This is a genomic window from Burkholderia sp. AU31624 (assembly GCF_020420065.1).
Taxonomy (GTDB): domain Bacteria; phylum Pseudomonadota; class Gammaproteobacteria; order Burkholderiales; family Burkholderiaceae; genus Burkholderia.
Window position 1 is genome coordinate 525,241 of sequence record NZ_JAIZRT010000004.1, and the last position, 15,936, is coordinate 541,176.

The 15,936-nt window shown below is 67.5% G+C and carries 16 protein-coding genes; 8 read left to right on the forward strand and 8 right to left on the reverse strand.

Translation table 11 applies throughout. The features are described 5' to 3' along the window. Positions 1–45: 45 nt before the first annotated feature. The 4 genes from LGM89_RS17470 to LGM89_RS17485 form a co-directional block, all read right to left on the reverse strand. Positions 46–1,035, reverse strand: coding sequence for a beta-ketoacyl-ACP synthase III (locus LGM89_RS17470; protein WP_027788011.1), 990 nt, complete (start codon positions 1,033–1,035; stop codon positions 46–48). Beyond that, a complete protein-coding gene (gene plsX, locus LGM89_RS17475; RefSeq protein WP_089494370.1) occupies positions 1,036–2,142 on the reverse strand; it encodes a phosphate acyltransferase PlsX in 1,107 nt (368 codons plus the stop codon). A 129-nt stretch (positions 2,143–2,271) separates the two neighbouring features. Beyond that, positions 2,272–2,451, reverse strand: a complete 180-nt coding sequence (gene rpmF, locus LGM89_RS17480) for a 50S ribosomal protein L32 (RefSeq protein ID WP_006051932.1) — start codon at positions 2,449–2,451, stop codon at positions 2,272–2,274. Positions 2,452–2,549: 98 nt separating this feature from the next. Next, positions 2,550–3,185 (reverse strand): YceD family protein, encoded by a 636-nt coding sequence (locus tag LGM89_RS17485; RefSeq protein WP_089494369.1) that lies wholly within the window; start codon positions 3,183–3,185, stop codon positions 2,550–2,552. 229 nt (positions 3,186–3,414) lie between these two features. Here LGM89_RS17485 and LGM89_RS17490 point away from each other — a divergent pair, with 229 nt between their 5' ends. Beyond that, on the forward strand, positions 3,415–4,047 hold the full coding sequence (locus tag LGM89_RS17490) for a Maf-like protein (protein WP_089494368.1): 633 nt from the start codon (positions 3,415–3,417) through the stop codon (positions 4,045–4,047). Further along, a complete protein-coding gene (locus LGM89_RS17495) occupies positions 4,044–4,766 on the forward strand; it encodes an SAM-dependent methyltransferase (protein WP_089494367.1) in 723 nt (240 codons plus the stop codon). Before LGM89_RS17490 ends, LGM89_RS17495 begins: the two co-directional genes overlap by 4 nt. Positions 4,767–4,829: 63 nt before the next feature. Here LGM89_RS17495 and LGM89_RS17500 read toward each other — a convergent pair whose 3' ends face one another. From LGM89_RS17500 to LGM89_RS17515, 4 genes are read right to left on the reverse strand one after another with little or no spacing between them, the layout of a single operon-like run. Further along, positions 4,830–5,822 carry a S49 family peptidase gene (locus LGM89_RS17500; RefSeq protein WP_089494366.1) on the reverse strand — a complete coding sequence of 331 codons (993 nt, stop codon included), beginning with the start codon at positions 5,820–5,822 and terminating at the stop codon, positions 4,830–4,832. Positions 5,823–5,834: 12 nt separating this feature from the next. Beyond that, entirely contained in the window at positions 5,835–6,236 is a 402-nt protein-coding gene (locus tag LGM89_RS17505) for a Rieske (2Fe-2S) protein (protein ID WP_089494365.1), read from the reverse strand. Beyond that, complete coding sequence (locus LGM89_RS17510; protein ID WP_089494364.1) at positions 6,233–6,892, reverse strand: HAD-IA family hydrolase; 660 nt, start codon at positions 6,890–6,892, stop codon at positions 6,233–6,235. The genes LGM89_RS17505 and LGM89_RS17510 overlap by 4 nt, the downstream gene beginning before the upstream one ends. Before the next feature lie 5 nt (positions 6,893–6,897). After that, a complete protein-coding gene (locus LGM89_RS17515) occupies positions 6,898–7,902 on the reverse strand; it encodes an RluA family pseudouridine synthase (protein WP_039348433.1) in 1,005 nt (334 codons plus the stop codon). Positions 7,903–8,627: 725 nt separating this feature from the next. On the opposite strand from LGM89_RS17515, the gene LGM89_RS17520 reads away from it, so the two are divergent. The 6 genes from LGM89_RS17520 (at position 8,628) to LGM89_RS17545 (ending at position 15,853) form a co-directional block, all read left to right on the forward strand. After that, positions 8,628–11,762 (forward strand): Rne/Rng family ribonuclease, encoded by a 3,135-nt coding sequence (locus tag LGM89_RS17520; protein ID WP_226273521.1) that lies wholly within the window; start codon positions 8,628–8,630, stop codon positions 11,760–11,762. A 131-nt stretch (positions 11,763–11,893) separates the two neighbouring features. Further along, the gene (moaA, locus tag LGM89_RS17525) at positions 11,894–13,006 is read left to right on the forward strand and encodes a GTP 3',8-cyclase MoaA (RefSeq protein ID WP_226273522.1); all 1,113 of its coding nucleotides are present in this window, start codon (positions 11,894–11,896) and stop codon (positions 13,004–13,006) included. Between the two features lie 28 nt (positions 13,007–13,034). Further along, on the forward strand, positions 13,035–13,652 hold the full coding sequence (gene mobA / locus LGM89_RS17530; RefSeq protein WP_089494361.1) for a molybdenum cofactor guanylyltransferase MobA: 618 nt from the start codon (positions 13,035–13,037) through the stop codon (positions 13,650–13,652). A 105-nt stretch (positions 13,653–13,757) separates the two neighbouring features. After that, positions 13,758–15,056: a gephyrin-like molybdotransferase Glp gene (gene glp / locus LGM89_RS17535; protein ID WP_226273523.1), complete on the forward strand. Its 1,299-nt coding sequence runs from the start codon at positions 13,758–13,760 to the stop codon at positions 15,054–15,056. 39 nt (positions 15,057–15,095) lie between these two features. Then, positions 15,096–15,371: a hypothetical protein gene (locus LGM89_RS17540; RefSeq protein WP_006401288.1), complete on the forward strand. Its 276-nt coding sequence runs from the start codon at positions 15,096–15,098 to the stop codon at positions 15,369–15,371. Next, positions 15,368–15,853 (forward strand): GNAT family N-acetyltransferase, encoded by a 486-nt coding sequence (locus LGM89_RS17545; protein ID WP_089424836.1) that lies wholly within the window; start codon positions 15,368–15,370, stop codon positions 15,851–15,853. Before LGM89_RS17540 ends, LGM89_RS17545 begins: the two co-directional genes overlap by 4 nt. Positions 15,854–15,936: the final 83 nt, after the last annotated feature.

Consider the following 15,936-nt stretch of genomic DNA (forward strand, 5'->3'; position numbering starts at 1 on the left):
ATGGCGCGCCGATGGGATCCGCGCGCAGCAGTCGCGCGCCGCGGATCAGTAGCGGAAGACCGACGCGCCCCAGGTGAAGCCGCCGCCGACGCCTTCGATCAGCACGTGCTGGCCGCGCTGGATACGACCGTCGCGCACTGCGGTATCGAGCGCCAGCGGGATCGACGCGGCCGACGTGTTGCCGTGCTGGTCGACCGTCACGACCATGCGCTCCTGCGGCAGGCCGAGCTTGCGGCAGGTACTGGTCATGATGCGGATGTTGGCCTGGTGCGGAATCAGCCAGTCGATCTGCTCGGGCGCGAGATTCGCCTTCGCGAGCGCCTCGATCGCGACCTTCTCGAGCACGTTGACCGCGAGCTTGAACACGGCCTGACCGTCCATGTACAGGAACGCGCTGCCTTCGATCACGCCGCGATTGACGTTGCCTGGCGTGCAGAGGATGTGCGAATAGCTGCCGTCCGCGTGCAGCGCGCTGCCGAGCACGCCCGGCTCTTCCGATGCGGACAGGATCACCGCGCCCGCGCCGTCACCGAACAGCACGCAGGTCGTGCGGTCCTTGAAGTCGAGAATGCGCGAAAACGTCTCCGCGCCGACGACGAGCGCCGTGCGGTGCTGGCCGCTGCGGATGAAGCTGTCGGCCGTCGCCATCGCGTACGCGAAGCCCGAACACACGGCCTGCACGTCGAATGCCGCGCCGCCGTTCTTGATGCCGAGCTTGTTCTGCAGCAGGCACGCGGTGCTCGGGAACACGAAATCGGGGGTCGAAGTCGCGACGATGATCAGGTCGATCGACTGCGGATCGATGCCGGCGGCTTCGATCGCGCGACGCGACGCCTCGAGCGCGAGATCGCTGGTCGTGACGTCGGGTGCGGCGAAATGGCGCGCATGGATACCCGTGCGCGCAACGATCCATTCATCGCTCGTCTCGATGCCTTCCTTCGCAAGGCGATCGGTCAACTGCTGGTTCGTGACGCGGTCAGGCGGCAGGTAGCTGCCCGTGCCGAGCACGCGGGAATAGAGAGTCGATTGGGCCATTTATGCTTTAGAGGATTGCGCAGCGGAAGGGTCGGCGTGATGGCCTGCGGCGGGGCTTGCATGGCCCGCACCGCCCGCGTCGTGTTCGCCTTCGCCGAGCGACACTGAATTATCCGCCATCGCGCGCGCGAGGCGCTCCAGCACGCCGTTTTTGACGGCATCATACCCGCGTTTGATCGCCCACTCAAACGCGTAGGCATCGGCCGAACCGTGGCTCTTGATCACGAGGCTTTTCAGCCCCAGCAGCGCCGCGCCGTTGTACTGGCGGTGGTCGACGCGCTTCTTGAAACGCATCAGGACCGGCAGCGCGAGCAGCGCCATCAGCTTCGACATCAGCGAACGGCCGAACTCCTCGCGGATGATGTCCGACAGCATCTGCGCGAGCCCCTCGGACGTCTTCAGCGCGACGTTGCCGACGAAGCCGTCGCACACGATCACGTCGACCGTGCCCTTGTAGATGTCGTTGCCTTCGACGTTGCCGCGGAAATTGAGCGTGCTGGCACGCAGCAGTTCGCCTGCGCGCTTGATCGTCTCGTTGCCCTTGATCATCTCTTCGCCGATGTTCAGCAGGCCGATCGTCGGACGCTCCTTGCCTTCGAGCGCCGCCACGAGTGCGTGCCCCATTTCCGCGAACTGCAGCAGGTGCTGCGGCTCGCAGTCGACGTTCGCGCCGAGGTCCAGCATCATCGTGTAGCCGGTCGGGTTCGGCAGCGCAAACGCGATCGCGGGCCGCTCGATGCCGGGCAGCGTCTTGAGAACGTAACGGGAAACGGCCATCAGCGCGCCGGTATTGCCGGCGGAGATGCAGGCCTGCGCCGCGCCTTCCTTGACGTGGTTGAGTGCGACGCGCATCGAAGAATCCTTCTTCTTGCGCAGCGCCACTTCGACAGGGTCGTCCATCGCCACGACTTCGGTGGCGGGAACGATGGTCAGCGCGGGATCGTCGAGGGCTTTCAGCTTTTTCAACTGAGCGCGGATCGCGCTTTCGATGCCGACGAGCATCAGGTGCGCATCGGGATGCGCGCGGACGAACTTGACTGCTGCGGGAACGGTCACGGACGGGCCGTGGTCGCCTCCCATGCAATCGATTGTGAGCTTTACGGTCATGGAATGCGACGAATTTCAGGCACAAAAAAGCGGCAGTTGAATGCCGCCTTTTTGTTGAGCCAGGAAAGTGTCAAGCGAACCAGTTGTCACGCGAACGGCAAGCGTAGCGCGCAACGCGTGACTTGACGCTTAGTCGTTCTTCGTCTTGACGACTTTCTTGCCGCGGTAGTAGCCGTTCGGGCTGACGTGGTGACGCAGATGCACTTCACCCGTGCTCGGCTCGACTGCCAGCGGCGCTGCCGTCAGGAAATCGTGCGAACGATGCATGCCGCGCTTCGACGGCGACTTCTTGTTTTGCTGGACTGCCATGACTAACTCCTAAATAATTTTCCGGATTCTAACACAGCCCGATCCGGCGCTTAACTACCCTGGCCCAAAGCCTTTACGCCTTCCCGCGCCACAACTGCTTAGTGTTTCTTGGTGCCGTCACCGTCCTTCTTCAGCGCTTCCAGCGCTGCGAACGGATTCGGCCGTTTGCCTTCGTCCCCGGCTTCGTCGGACTCTTCGTCCGCCTCTTCCGCGGGACCGCTCGCACCCGACACGAGGCTTTCGTGAACTGCCGGGCAAACCTCGTGCTTGGGCACGAGCGGCAACGAAAGCAGCAACTCCTCTTCGATCAAGTCGACGAGATCGAACTGGCGTGAGCCCACGATCACATCGGCTTCATCGTCGTCGAGCGGAAATTCTTCAGCTTCTTCTTCGGTCGCGACGACCCGGTACGTCATGTCGACGTCGAACGTCTGGTCGTACGGGGTCATGCAGCGCTGGCACGTGAGCCACGCATCGCCGTGCACCGCAAGGCGCAGATACGGCTGCTGCCCGTCGGCGCCGTCGTCCTGCAATTCCTTCTGGGTGAACCCTTCCGCCTGCCATGTGAAGACCGTGTCGCGATCTGGCGCGTCCGCGGGCACTTCGTTTAACATGCGCGGCAGTTGCGAGAGGCGCACCGCACCCGCTGCCTGCCGCCCGCTGCGGGCGAACTCGAACAGGTCGATTGCATGCGGATCAAGCGCCGCAGCCGGTTTGCCAGAAGAAGTGTTCATATGCGCTCCTGCCTACAGGCTGACTTGCGAATCCGGCTTGGTACCGCTCGCGTACGGCTCATCCGCGGATGACGTACTTTACTTCCGAAGACCCGGCAGGCGCCACCACACGGAAGCCTGCCGACGAAAAGCGGGAAAGCATACCTGTTTTACCTTTTGCGGTCAATCACTTAAGCTTGCGTCCGCGCAACGCCGCACAACACCTGACGACTCACCGATCCAACCGACCATGCCGGATACCGTTTGCCGCCCGCCGCGGCTGATTCTTGCCTCCAGTTCACGCTACCGCCGCGCGCTCCTCGAGCGCCTCGGCATCCCCTTCGACGTCGTGTCGCCCGACCTCGACGAAACCCCGCACGACGGCGAAACGCCGGCCGCGACCGCCCTCCGGCTCGCCGGCGCGAAAGCGCGCGCCGTCGCCGCGACGATCGACGCGCCCGACGGCGTGCTCGTGATCGGGTCGGATCAGGTCGCGACCTTCGACGGGCTCCAGATCGGCAAGCCCGGCACCCATGAGCGCGCGCTCGCGCAACTCGTGTCGATGCAGGGCCGCGCAGTCGAGTTCCACAGCGCGCTCTGCCTGTACGACAGCCGGACGGGCGAAGCGCAGGTCGAGGACGTCGTCACGCACGTGCGCTTCCGCTCGCTGCCCGAGGCCGAACTCGACGCGTACCTGCGCGCCGAAACGCCGTACGACGTCGCCGGCAGCGCGAAGTCCGAGGGACTCGGCATCGCGCTGCTCGACGCGATCGACTCGAATGACCCGACCGCGCTCGTCGGCCTGCCGCTGATCGCGCTCACGCGCATGCTGCGCGCCGCCGACTATCCGTTGTTTGCAACCACCCGTGGAGACCGCGCATGACCGCCGGCACGCTTTACCTCGTCCCGAACACGCTCGGCGAAGGCGACGAATCGATGCTCGCGGCCGCCCTGCCCGCGGCCGTGCAGGCGCGCGCCGGCACGCTCGGCTATTACATCGGCGAGAACGCGAAGACGACGCGTGCATTTCTGAAGAAGATCGGCACGACGCGCCCGATCCAGGAAATCGAGATCAGCGAACTGAACGTCAACACGCCGGCCGGCGCCATCGACCGGCTGCTTGCGCCCGTGCTGGCCGGTGCGGACGCCGGCCTCGTGTCCGAAGCCGGCTGCCCGGCCGTCGCCGATCCCGGTGCGTTGCTGGTGCGCCGCGCGCACGAGCGCGGCGTGAAGGTGGTGCCGCTCGTCGGGCCGAGTTCGATCCTGCTTGCGCTGATGGCATCGGGCCTGAACGGCCAGAGCTTCGCGTTCAACGGCTACCTGCCGGTCGACGCGGCCGCGCGCGCCAAACGCCTGCGCGAACTCGAACAACTGTCACGCAAGGCGCGGCAGACGCAGATCTTCATCGAAACGCCGTACCGGAATCAGGCGATGCTCGACACGCTCGTCGCGACCTGCGCACCGTCGACGCAGATCTGCGTCGCGGCCGACCTGACCCTCCCGACCGAGACGATCGCGAGCCGCACCGTCACGGACTGGAAAAAGGCGCCTGCGCCGAATCTGCACAAGCGCCCTGCGATCTTCCTGCTGCTGGCGAACTGAACGCGGCAGGCGATCCGCCAGAGCCAGATGAACGGCAGGCCATCGCGGCCCGCCCGCCTCCGGTCAGCGCAGGCTGACCGACGCGCCGCCGGCGGTCAGTGCCTTCATCGCGGCGCCGCCGACGGCCGCGCCGAACTTGCGCGCGACGCGGTTCGTCAGGCTTTCCTTCACCGTATAGTCGACGAGATCCGGCGCCTTCAGTACGTCACGCGCGACCGTGTCGGTCGTGCCGTAACCATCCGCCAGCCCGAGCTCGACGCTCTTCTCGCCGGTCCAGAACAGGCCCGAGAACATGTCGGGCGTCTCGTGCAGCCGCTTGCCGCGGCCATCCTTCACGGCCTTGATGAACTGCGCGTGCACCTGGTCGAGCAATGCCTGCGCATGCGCGTCCATCTTCGGCGTTTCCGGCGAGAACGGGTCGTAGAAGCCCTTGTTTTCACCCGACGTATGCAGGCGCCGCTCGACGCCGAGCTTGCCCATCAGCCCGGTAAAGCCGAACCCGTCCATCAGCACGCCGATCGACCCGACGATGCTCGCCTTGTCGACGAAAATCTTGTCGGCCGCGGACGCGATGTAATAGCCGCCCGATGCGCACATGTCGGTCACGACGACATACAACGGCTTGTCCGGATGCTTCGCGCGCAGCCGGCGGATCTCGTCGTAGACCATCCCGGCCTGCACCGGGCTGCCGCCCGGGCTGTTGATCCGCAGCACGACACCGGCCGTGCCGTCGTCGTCGAACGCGGCGTCGAGCGCCGTGTTGATGTCGTCGGCGTTTGCATTGACGCCGGCCGCGATCTCGCCGTCGATCGTCACGAGCGCCGTATGCCGCCCGCTCGACGAGAACTTCGAATCGCTCGAGAAATCGATCAGCGCGAACGCGAACAGCACGAATACGGCGAGGAACGCGAAGCGGAAGAAGATCTTCCAGCGCCGCGCCGCGCGCTGCTCCTTGACGGCCGCGAGCGCAATCCGCTCGAGCGCGGCACGCTCCCAGTTCGGTTCACGGCTATCGGGACGGGAGGAAGAATCCGGGGAATTCGGTTGGTCGGCCATGCAGGGTTGTCGTTAGTCGGTCGTGGCGGGAATGGCGGGACGCAGGTCGGCGTCGGGCACCCAGAATACCGCACGCCCGTCGGACGTGTCGCGCTCGTCGACCTCGACCGGCCGCAGGCGGCCACCGCGGCACGGGCCGCCGACGCACTTGCCGGTGTTCGGTTCGTAGATCGCGCCATGCGTCGCGCACATCAGATAGAGGCCCGACGATTCGAAGAACTGCCCTTCGGCCCAGTCGAGCTCCATCGGCACATGCGCGCAGCGATTCAGGTAACCGTATGCCTGGCCCTCGTAGCGCACGAAGAACACGACGGCCTGCTCGCCGCGCAGCGTCGCGTCGACGCGCACGCCGGCGCCGCCGTCGGCCAGCGCATCCGATGCGCACACGCGCACGGCGTCCGGCGCCGCGCTCATGCGTATTCCCGCAGCCACGTGGCCAGCGCGCCGACGTCCGGCGCGACGAAGCGTGGCGCGAGCGCGGCCAGTGCGTCGGCCGTGTGCGCGCCGTACGCGACGCCGACGCCAGCGGCCCCGGCACTCGCGGCCATCTGCAGGTCGTGGGTCGTGTCGCCGATCATCACGGTGCGCGACAGGTCCTGCCCCAATTCCCGCGACAGTTCGTGCAGCATCGCCGGATGCGGTTTCGAGAAGGTTTCGTCGGCGCAGCGCGTCGCATCGAACAGGCTCGTCAGCTTCGACTGGTCGAGCACGCGGTTCAACCCGACCCGACCCTTGCCGGTTGCAACGGCGAGCAGATAGCCCGTGTCGCGCAGTTCGGCGAGCAGTTCGCGCACGCCGGCGAACAACTCGATGCGCTGGTCGTCGAGCAGATAGTGATAGCGGTAGCGCTCGGCGAGCCGAGAATAGTCGGACGGATCGAGGGTCGGAGCCGTAATCTGCAGCGCATCGCGCAAGCCGAGGCCGATCACGTAGCGTGACGCCTCGTCGGACGGCGTGGGCAGGCCGAGATCGCGGCATGCGGCCTGGATGCTGTGCGCGATGTGCGCAGTCGAATCCATCAGCGTGCCGTCCCAGTCGAAGACGATCAGGTCAAATTGCTGTCGAGCCATGCGGTTCAGGCGGTATCGCGCAGTGCGCTGAGTTGATCGAGGAAGCGCCGGCATTCGTCCGGCAGCGGCGCATCGAACTGCAGCGCCTCGCCGGTCAGCGGATGGGCGAGCCGCAGCCGGTACGCATGCAGGAACATCCGTTTCAACGACGGCTGCGCATTCGCGCGCGCCAGCGCCTTGTTCAGTGCGAAATCGCCATACTTGGCGTCGCCGGCGATCGGCAGGCCGAGATGCGCGAGGTGCACACGGATCTGATGGGTCCGGCCCGTTTTGAGTTCCGCTTCGAGAAGCGCGTACTCGGGCCACAGGTCGACGAGGTTGAACACCGTATGCGACGGGAGCCCGTCGTCCTGCACTCGCACGCGGCGCTCCCCTTCCGGGGTCGAATACTTGAACAGTGGCGCCTTCACCGCGCGGCGACGCCCCCAGTCGGACTGCCATTCACCGTGGACGCACGCGAAGTAGCGCTTGTCCATCTTGTTCTCGCGAATCTGTTCGTGCAGGCCCACCAGCGCCGTGCGCTTCTTCGCGAGCATCAGGATCCCGGACGTCTCGCGGTCGAGCCGGTGCACGAGTTCGAGGAATTTCGCGCGCGGGCGCGCCTGGCGCATCTGCTCGATCACGCCGAACGCGACGCCGCTGCCCCCGTGGACCGCCACCCCGGCCGGCTTGTTGATGACGAGCATCGCGTCGTCCTCGAACAGCACGTCGAAGTGCGCGGGCGGCACGATGGTGGCTTCGGCACGCGCGAGGTCGGCGGCGGCCACGCGCACGGGCGGCACGCGGACGATGTCGCCGAACGCGAGCCGGTACTGCGCATCGACCCGGCCCTTGTTCACGCGCACTTCGCCGCTGCGCAGGATCCGGTAAATATGGCTTTTCGGCACGCCTTTACAGACGCGCAACAGGAAGTTGTCGATACGCTGACCGGCCGAGTTTTCGTCGATCTCGATCATCGATACCTGGCCGCTTGCGACCGAATTCTGGGATATTTTGCCTAACTCGTTCATACTGAATATAATTTTGCCCAGCCTGACGTTGCGGGCGGCCTCACCGGCCGGCCCGGACCAACCGGGCAAGGCGCAAGCGCAAACCGTTATTTTACTTGCGCCGGGGGTCTGCTGCTCGCCCCTAATCAAAGAGATGCAGCAAGTTGCACGCACGGCGCCGCCCGTCGGCAAGGATCGCGCCCACAGGCGGATTCGGTCGGCAAGGCGCCGCGGTAACGGAAAGTTGGTTGAAAAGAATTTGATCGGCAGCCCGACGGCGCGAAGTGCGTCCGCGCAGGCTGCCGGTTGCGAAAATTACGGCGTTGCGCCCGATTTGGCTCCGCGAAGCGTGCGGGGCCTGGCGACGTCAAACCAGGGAAGTACACCCCAGGCGGGAAAGTCGGGCTGGATTCGATACTCCCCGCTGCGGCCCGAGCCGCAGCATCTGCCGCCCGTTGGCACGCGCGTCGCATGGCGACGCGCCCCGCGGCAGTGCCCGGCCTCAGGCTTAGCGCGCTTTGACAGCGTGCGGTGTGTGGACGCCGTGCTTTGAAGCCGTGTTCGCAGGTGCCCTATGGCCGCCGGCCCCGTCTTTCGGGCCCAAGCGCCTCTTCAGGCAATTCTCCCCGCCATCGTTCCCGCTCCAGCGTGCTCGTGACAACACAACAAGGCGCGGCCTGCCGTCGTTCCCGCCCTCGCGACTGACAACCGCGAGGCGCCGCCAGCAGAGCCGCCTGGAGTCGTTCATGAAACGCATGCTGTTCAATGCGACGCAGCAGGAGGAGCTGCGCGTCGCCATCGTCGATGGGCAAAAGCTCATCGACATCGACATCGAGACAGCCGGGCGCGAACAGCGCAAAGGCAATATCTACAAAGGTGTCATCACCCGTATCGAGCCGTCGCTCGAAGCGTGCTTCGTCAACTACGGCGAGGACCGCCACGGCTTCCTGCCGTTCAAGGAAGTCGCCCGCCAGTACTTCAAGGAAGGCATCGACATGCGCTCCGCGCGCATCCAGGATGCCCTGCGCGAAGGCCAGGAACTGATCGTCCAGGTCGAGAAGGAAGAGCGCGGCAACAAGGGCGCCGCCCTCACCACGTTCATCTCGCTCGCCGGCCGCTACCTGGTGCTGATGCCGAACAATCCGCGCGGCGGCGGCGTGTCGCGCCGGATCGAAGGCGACGAGCGTCAGGAACTGCGCGAGACGATGGCGCAACTGCAGATCCCGGACGGCATGAGCATGATCGCCCGTACCGCGGGCATCGGCCGCAGCGCCGAGGAACTGCAGTGGGACCTGAACTACCTGCTGCAACTGTGGCGCGCGATCGAAGCGGCGTCGCAAAGCGGCAACCCCGGCCAGCCGATGCTGATCTATCTGGAATCGAGCCTCGTGATCCGCGCGATCCGGGACTATTTCCAGCCCGACATCGGCGAAATCCTGATCGATACGAACGAAATCCACGATCAGGCCCGCGCATTCATGGACATCGTGATGCCGGACAACGTCGCGAAGGTGAAGCGCTACCACGACGACGTGCCGCTGTTCTCCCGCTTCCAGATCGAACACCAGATCGAAACCGCGTACTCGCGCACGGTGCCGCTGCCGTCGGGTGGCGCGATCGTGATCGACCACACCGAAGCGCTCGTCGCGATCGACGTGAACTCGGCGCGTGCGACCAAGGGCGCGGACATCGAGGAAACGGCGACCCGCACGAACCTCGAAGCGGCCGACGAAGTCGCCCGTCAGCTCCGCCTGCGCGACCTCGGCGGCCTGATCGTGATCGATTTCATCGACATGGAATCGGCGAAGAGCCAGCGCGAAGTCGAGCAGCGCCTGAAAGACGCGCTCAAGCATGACCGCGCACGCGTCCAGATGGGCAAGATCTCCCGTTTCGGCCTGATGGAACTGTCGCGCCAGCGCCTGCGTCCGGCCCTGTCGGAAGGCAGCCACGTGACCTGCCCGCGTTGTAACGGCACCGGCCACATTCGCGATACCGAATCGTCCGCGCTGCAGGTCCTGCGGATCATTCAGGAAGAAGCGATGAAGGAAAACACCGCGGCGATCCACTGCCAGGTGCCGGTCGAGGTGACCGCCTTCCTGCTCAACGAAAAGCGTCAGGAAATCAACAAGATCGAGTCGCGCTTCAAGGTCGGCATCGTGCTGATCCCGAACAAGCACCTCGATACGCCGCACTATAAGCTCGAGCGCCTGCGCCACGACGACGCCCGTCTCGACGACCCGCGCGCGTCCTGGAAGATGGCCGAGGAAGCCGCCCGCGAACTCGAGTCGGAAACCGGCTACAGCAAGCGCGCGGCGGAAGTGAAGCCGAAGCAGGAAGCCGCGGTCAAGGGCATCACGCCCGAGCGTCCGGCACCGAGCCCGGCACCGCAGCGCCCGGTCGAACCCGTTGCAGCGCCCGCGCCTGTCGCGCCGGCAACCGGCGGCTTCATCGGCTGGCTGAAAGGCCTGTTCGGCGTATCGCCGGCGCCCGCAGCCGCACCGGTTGCTCCGGCCCCGGCGAAGGAGCAAACAGCCCGTCCGGCTCGCGGCGAACGCGCCGAGAAGTCCGAGCAACGCGGCGAACGCGGCGGCGATCGCAACCGCAACCGTCGCGGCGGCGCCCAGCAGGCGCAAGGCGGCCGCGACCAGGTCGCGGCAGGCCGTGGCCAGCCGCAACGCCAGGAGCGCGAAGGCAAGGAAGTGCGCGAACCGCGTGAGGCTCGCGAGCCGCGTGAAGGCCGCGAACCGCGCGAGGGTCGTGAACCGCGTGAAGGTCGCGAGAACCGCGAAGGTCGCGAGGGCCGTAGCCCGCGCGAAGGCCGCGAGCCGCGTGAAAGCCGTGAGCCGCGCGAACCGCGCGAGAACCGCGAACCGCGTGAACCGCGCGAGCGTGTCGAGCAGCCGGACGGCGTTGAAGCTGCGGGTCGTGGCGAGCGCCAGGAACGTCGCGAGCGCCGCAAGCCGACTCAGCATGCGGCCACGCTGGAAACCGTCACCCGCGGCGAAACCCATCCGGACCCGGAAGCCGACAAGGCCGTCGCAGAAGCCCTGCCCGGCGCCGAACTGGCAGCCGACGCGGAAGCCGGCGCGCGTGATGGCGAGGAACGTCGCCGTCGCCGTCGCGGCCGCCGTGGCGGTCGTCGCGAGCGCGAGGAAGACGGCGCAGTCGTCGACCACGCCGAGCAAGGCGCAGAGGGTGAAGTGACGGTGCAAGCCGTGACGCCGGAAGCACCGGCTGCTGCCGAACCGGCCCACACGGCCGCACCGGCAGTCGTCGTGGCAGCCGCCGCGGCAAGCGCCGTCGTCGCCGAAGCCGTGGTCGAGCACCATGCCGAACCGGCAGCACCGGCCGCTGTCGAGCCGCAGCCGGCACCGGTACACGTCGAAGCAGCGCCGGTCGAAGCAGCAGTGGTCGCCCAGGCAGCGGAACCGGCACCGGTCGCCCCGGCCGTCGATACGGAAGCCGGTCCGGCTCCGGTCGCGGTTTCGCCGACCGACGCGTTCGAAGTGCCGGCAGCACCTGTCGCCGTCGAGGCGCCGCAGCCGGCCCCCGTCGAGCAAGCCGCACCGGCCGTGACGACCGAAGCCGCTCCGGTGGCTGCGGAGCCGGCCCATGTCGAAGCCGCGCCGGTCGAGGCCGTCGCCGCACCGGCACCGACTCCGGCCCCCGCCCAACCGGCAGCCGCGCCCGCTTCGGCGAGCCTGGATACCGTGCTGGAGCAGGCTGGTCTCGTCTGGGTGAACACGGACGCCGGCAAGTTCGCCGCTGCGCAGGAAGCCGCGTCGCGCCTCCCGCGTCCGGCTCGCGTGCCGCGCGAACGCAAGGCGCTGCCGCCGGTCGATACGGCCCCGATGCAGCAGGTCGAAACGACGCATCACTGATCGATGCATCGTCCGACCAGAAAAAGCCCGCCTCCGGCGGGCTTTTTCATGTCCGCGCTGCGGGTTTCCGCCCACCGGACCAACCCGCCGCTTGCGGCTAAAATAGAGGTCTGGTTCGCACTTCTTTCAACATGTCCCGACGCATCATTCCTCTCGCCGACGTCAGCGGGATGCCGGACGTCTCCGGCGTCGCGCACGCCCCGGACGGCACGCTGGCCGACACGTTCGCCAGGCCGCTGCGCGACCTGCGCATTTCGGTGACGGATCGCTGCAACTTCCGCTGCGTGTACTGCATGCCGCGCGCCGTCTTCGACAAGGACTACCCGTTCCTGCCGCACAGCGCGCTGCTCACGCACGAGGAAATCGAACGCGTGGCGCGACTCTTTGTCGCACATGGCGTCGAGAAGATCCGCATCACGGGTGGCGAGCCGCTGCTGCGCAAGAATCTCGAATTCCTGATCGAGCGCCTCGCCCGCCTGACCACGCACGACGGCCGCCCGCTCGACCTGACGCTCACGACCAACGGTTCGCTGCTCGCACGCAAGGCGCGCGCGCTGAAGGACGCCGGGCTCACGCGCGTGACGGTCAGCCTCGACGCGCTCGACGATACGTTGTTCAAGCTCATGAACGATGCCGAGTTCGCGAGCGCCGACGTGCTCGACGGCATCTTCGCGGCCCAGGCCGCGGGTCTCGCGCCGGTCAAGGTCAACATGGTCGTGAAGCGCGGCACCAACGACAGCGAGATCCTGCCGATGGCCGAGCGTTTCCGCGGTACCGGCGTGATCCTGCGCTTCATCGAATACATGGACGTCGGCACGTCGAACGGCTGGAACATGACCGAGGTGCTGCCATCGGCCGACGTCATCGCTCGGATCGCCGAACACTTCCCGCTCGTGCCGCTCGATCCGCACACGGCGGCAGAGACCGCGCAGCGCTGGGGCTATGCGGACGGCAGCGGCGAGATCGGCGTGATTTCCAGCGTCACGCAGGCCTTCTGCGGCGACTGCACGCGCGCGCGGCTGTCGACCGAAGGCAAGCTGTACCTGTGCCTGTTCGCGTCGACCGGCCACGACCTGCGCGCGCTCGTGCGCGGCGGCGCGAGCGACGCCGAGATCGCGACCGCGATCGCCCGCATCTGGCAGGCCCGCACCGACCGTTACTCGCAACTGCGCGGCAGCGCGTCGGCCGACGCCGTGCCCGACGGCGCCGGCAAGCGGGTCGAGATGTCGTATATCGGCGGCTGACGCACGCCGCCCATCCCGCCCGCTTACCATGCCCGCCTCCGCTTCTCCCTCGATTGCCGGCCTGCTGCTCGCAGGCGGGCGCGCCACACGCATGGACGGCGTCGACAAGGGCCTGCAGTTGCTCGACGGCATGCCGCTCGCGCTGCACGTGCTGCGTCGGCTCTCGCCGCAGGTCGACGAGACGCTGATCAGCGCGAATCGCCATGCCGATCGCTATGCCGAACTCGGTGCGCCATTCGATGCGCGCATCGTCGCGGACGAAACACCCGACTTCCCCGGCCCGCTCGCGGGCCTGCTCGCCGGCATGCGGGCGGCACGCGCGCCGCTCGTCGCGTGCTCGCCATGCGATACACCCTATCTGCCGGCCGACCTCGTCGCACGGCTACAGGCGGCGCTCGACGCGCAGCAGGCCGACATCGCCATGGCGGTGACCGTCGATGCACAACAAGTGCGCTCGCCGCAGCCGACGTTCGCGCTGCTGCGCACGTCGCTGGCCGACGATCTCGCCGCCCGGCTCGCCGCCGGCGACCGCAAGGTGCGTGCGTGGTACGCACGCCACAAGACGGTCGAAGTCGAGTTTCATGACGAGCGTGCGTTTTACAATGCCAACTCCTGGCAGGAACTCGCCGCGCTGGCCCGCCGCTGACGGCACCCGCGCGGTTCCCGCCCGCCGCACGCGCAACCCGCGCCCAGGCACCCTCCTCGCGCCACCGGCCACGAACCCGATACGCCTTGCGGCGCAGTCCGACTGATGATCACGCAATCCTCGCCCGCCCCCCGAACCGCACCCGATTCCGATGCCCCGCTGTCGCTCGCCGACGCGCAGGCGCTCGCGTGCCGCTTCGCGGTGCCGGTCGACGCGTGTGACACGGTGGCGCTGCGCGAGGCACTCGATCGCGTGCTCGCGGCCGACGTGAACGCCCCGTTCGACATTCCCGCGTACGACAACTCGGCGATGGACGGCTACGCGTTCGACGGCAGTACGGGCACGCACGCATCGCCGCAAGCGGAGGTCACGCTGGCGGTCGCCGGCACCGCGCTCGCCGGCCATCCGTTCGACGGCGCCGTGGCGGCCGGATCATGCGTGCGCATCATGACGGGCGCGCCGATGCCGGCCGGCTGCGACACGGTGATTCCGCAGGAACGCGTGCGCGTCGACGGCGACACGATCGACTTCGCCGCGCACGACATCGCGCGCGGCGCGAACTGCCGCAAGGCCGGCGAGGATCTCGCGCGCGGCGCGTGCGCGCTCGCCGCGGGCCGCATCCTGCGGCCGTCCGATCTCGGCCTGCTCGCGTCATTCGGTGTCACCGAGGTTTCGGTGCGCCGACGCGTGCGCGTCGCCGTGTTCTCCACCGGCGACGAACTGCGCGAGCCCGGCGAGCCGCTCGGCCCCGGCACCCTGTACGACAGCAATCGCGGGATGCTGATCGCGATGCTCGAAAGGCTGCATGTCGACGTTGTCGATCTCGGGATCGTCCGCGACGACCCGGCCGCACTCGAAGCCGCGTTGCGCGGCGCGGTCGCCGCGCAGGCCGACGCAGTGATCACGTCGGGCGGCGTATCGGTCGGCGAAGCCGACTTCACGCGTGACGTCATGGCACGGCTCGGCGACGTGACGTTCGCCAGCGTCGCGCTGCGTCCCGGCCGGCCGCTCGCGTGCGGCACGCTCGCACGCGCCGCCGACGGCGCCGGTCACGCACTGTTCTTCGGGCTGCCCGGCAACCCGGTCGCGTCTGCCGTAACGTTCTACGCGATCGTGCGCCCCGCGCTGCTGACGCTGGCCGGCGCGCAGGCCCAGCCGCCGGCGATGCATTCCGCACTCAGCACGCAAGCGCTGAAGACGCGCCCGGGCCGCACCGACTACCTGCGCGGCGTCGCGACGCGCGCCGCCGACGGCCGCTGGCACGTCGCACCGGCCGGCTCGCAGAGTTCCGCGTCGCTGAGCGGCCTCGCGGCCGCCAACTGTTTCATCGTCCTGGGCCACGATACCGCGGCAGTCGACGCGGGCACCCCGGTCGACATCCTGCCGCTCGACGGCCTGATCTGAATTCCACTATCGGTATATCTCTACGGGGGCAATCCGCACATGAAGAAACAAATTTCGTCGATCGCAGCGGGGCAGACCGCAAAAGCGCTGATCCTCGTCTACCTGACGTTCAGCGTGCCGATCGTGCTGCTCGGCATTCTCGTCGCCTACGTCCGCTACGGGATGGTCGAACTGAGCACGATCCTGAGCGCGCTGCTGCTGAACGCCATCCTCGGCTTCGTGCTGCTGTGGATCGCGTGCCACGCATACAACTGGGTCGCATCGCGCTTCGGCGGCATCGAGATCGTGCTGTCCGACCCGCCGGAAGAAGCGTGAGCGGCACACCGCTGATCCGCGCGGCCCAGGCACGCGACGTCGGCGCGATCCTCGCGCTGATGCGCGAGCTGGCCGAGTTCGAGAAACTTGCGCACCTGTTCGTCGCGACCGAGGCCGATCTCGCCGACGCGCTGTTCGGCGAGCAGCCTGCCGCCGAGGCAAGGGTGGCCGAGCACGACGGCGCGATCGTCGCGTATGCGCTGTTCTTCCACAATTATTCGACGTTCCTCGGCCGTCGCGGCCTCTATCTCGAGGACCTGTACGTGCAGCCGTCGCAGCGCGGCACGGGCCTCGGCACCGCGATGCTGCGTCACCTCGCAGCCTTGGCCGTCGAGCGCCGTTGCGGGCGCTTCGAATGGTCGGTCCTCGACTGGAACCAGCCGGCGATCGATTTCTACGAAAAGATGGGCGCAACCGTACTGCCCGACTGGCGCATCGTTCGCGTCACGGGCGACGCACTGGATACGCTCGCCGGGCATTGACCGCGAGCCGGCCGCGCCGGCCATCGCGTCAAAAGAAAACGGGCGCCGCGGCGCCCGTTTTTGCTTTCCAGCCGATGTCGGCC

Bases quoted from the DNA above. Each gene is read 5' to 3' on its own strand.
- LGM89_RS17470 (WP_027788011.1), bottom strand. From the start codon at position 1,035: ATGGCCCAATCGACTCTCTATTCCCGCGTGCTCGGCACGGGCAGCTAC.
- plsX (WP_089494370.1), bottom strand. From the start codon at position 2,142: ATGACCGTAAAGCTCACAATCGATTGCATGGGAGGCGACCACGGCCCG.
- rpmF (WP_006051932.1), bottom strand. From the start codon at position 2,451: ATGGCAGTCCAGCAAAACAAGAAGTCGCCGTCGAAGCGCGGCATGCAT.
- LGM89_RS17485 (WP_089494369.1), bottom strand. From the start codon at position 3,185: ATGAACACTTCTTCTGGCAAACCGGCTGCGGCGCTTGATCCGCATGCA.
- LGM89_RS17490 (WP_089494368.1), top strand. From the start codon at position 3,415: ATGCCGGATACCGTTTGCCGCCCGCCGCGGCTGATTCTTGCCTCCAGT.
- LGM89_RS17495 (WP_089494367.1), top strand. From the start codon at position 4,044: ATGACCGCCGGCACGCTTTACCTCGTCCCGAACACGCTCGGCGAAGGC.
- LGM89_RS17500 (WP_089494366.1), bottom strand. From the start codon at position 5,822: ATGGCCGACCAACCGAATTCCCCGGATTCTTCCTCCCGTCCCGATAGC.
- LGM89_RS17505 (WP_089494365.1), bottom strand. From the start codon at position 6,236: ATGAGCGCGGCGCCGGACGCCGTGCGCGTGTGCGCATCGGATGCGCTG.
- LGM89_RS17510 (WP_089494364.1), bottom strand. From the start codon at position 6,892: ATGGCTCGACAGCAATTTGACCTGATCGTCTTCGACTGGGACGGCACG.
- LGM89_RS17515 (WP_039348433.1), bottom strand. From the start codon at position 7,902: ATGAACGAGTTAGGCAAAATATCCCAGAATTCGGTCGCAAGCGGCCAG.
- LGM89_RS17520 (WP_226273521.1), top strand. From the start codon at position 8,628: ATGAAACGCATGCTGTTCAATGCGACGCAGCAGGAGGAGCTGCGCGTC.
- moaA (WP_226273522.1), top strand. From the start codon at position 11,894: ATGTCCCGACGCATCATTCCTCTCGCCGACGTCAGCGGGATGCCGGAC.
- mobA (WP_089494361.1), top strand. From the start codon at position 13,035: ATGCCCGCCTCCGCTTCTCCCTCGATTGCCGGCCTGCTGCTCGCAGGC.
- glp (WP_226273523.1), top strand. From the start codon at position 13,758: ATGATCACGCAATCCTCGCCCGCCCCCCGAACCGCACCCGATTCCGAT.
- LGM89_RS17540 (WP_006401288.1), top strand. From the start codon at position 15,096: ATGAAGAAACAAATTTCGTCGATCGCAGCGGGGCAGACCGCAAAAGCG.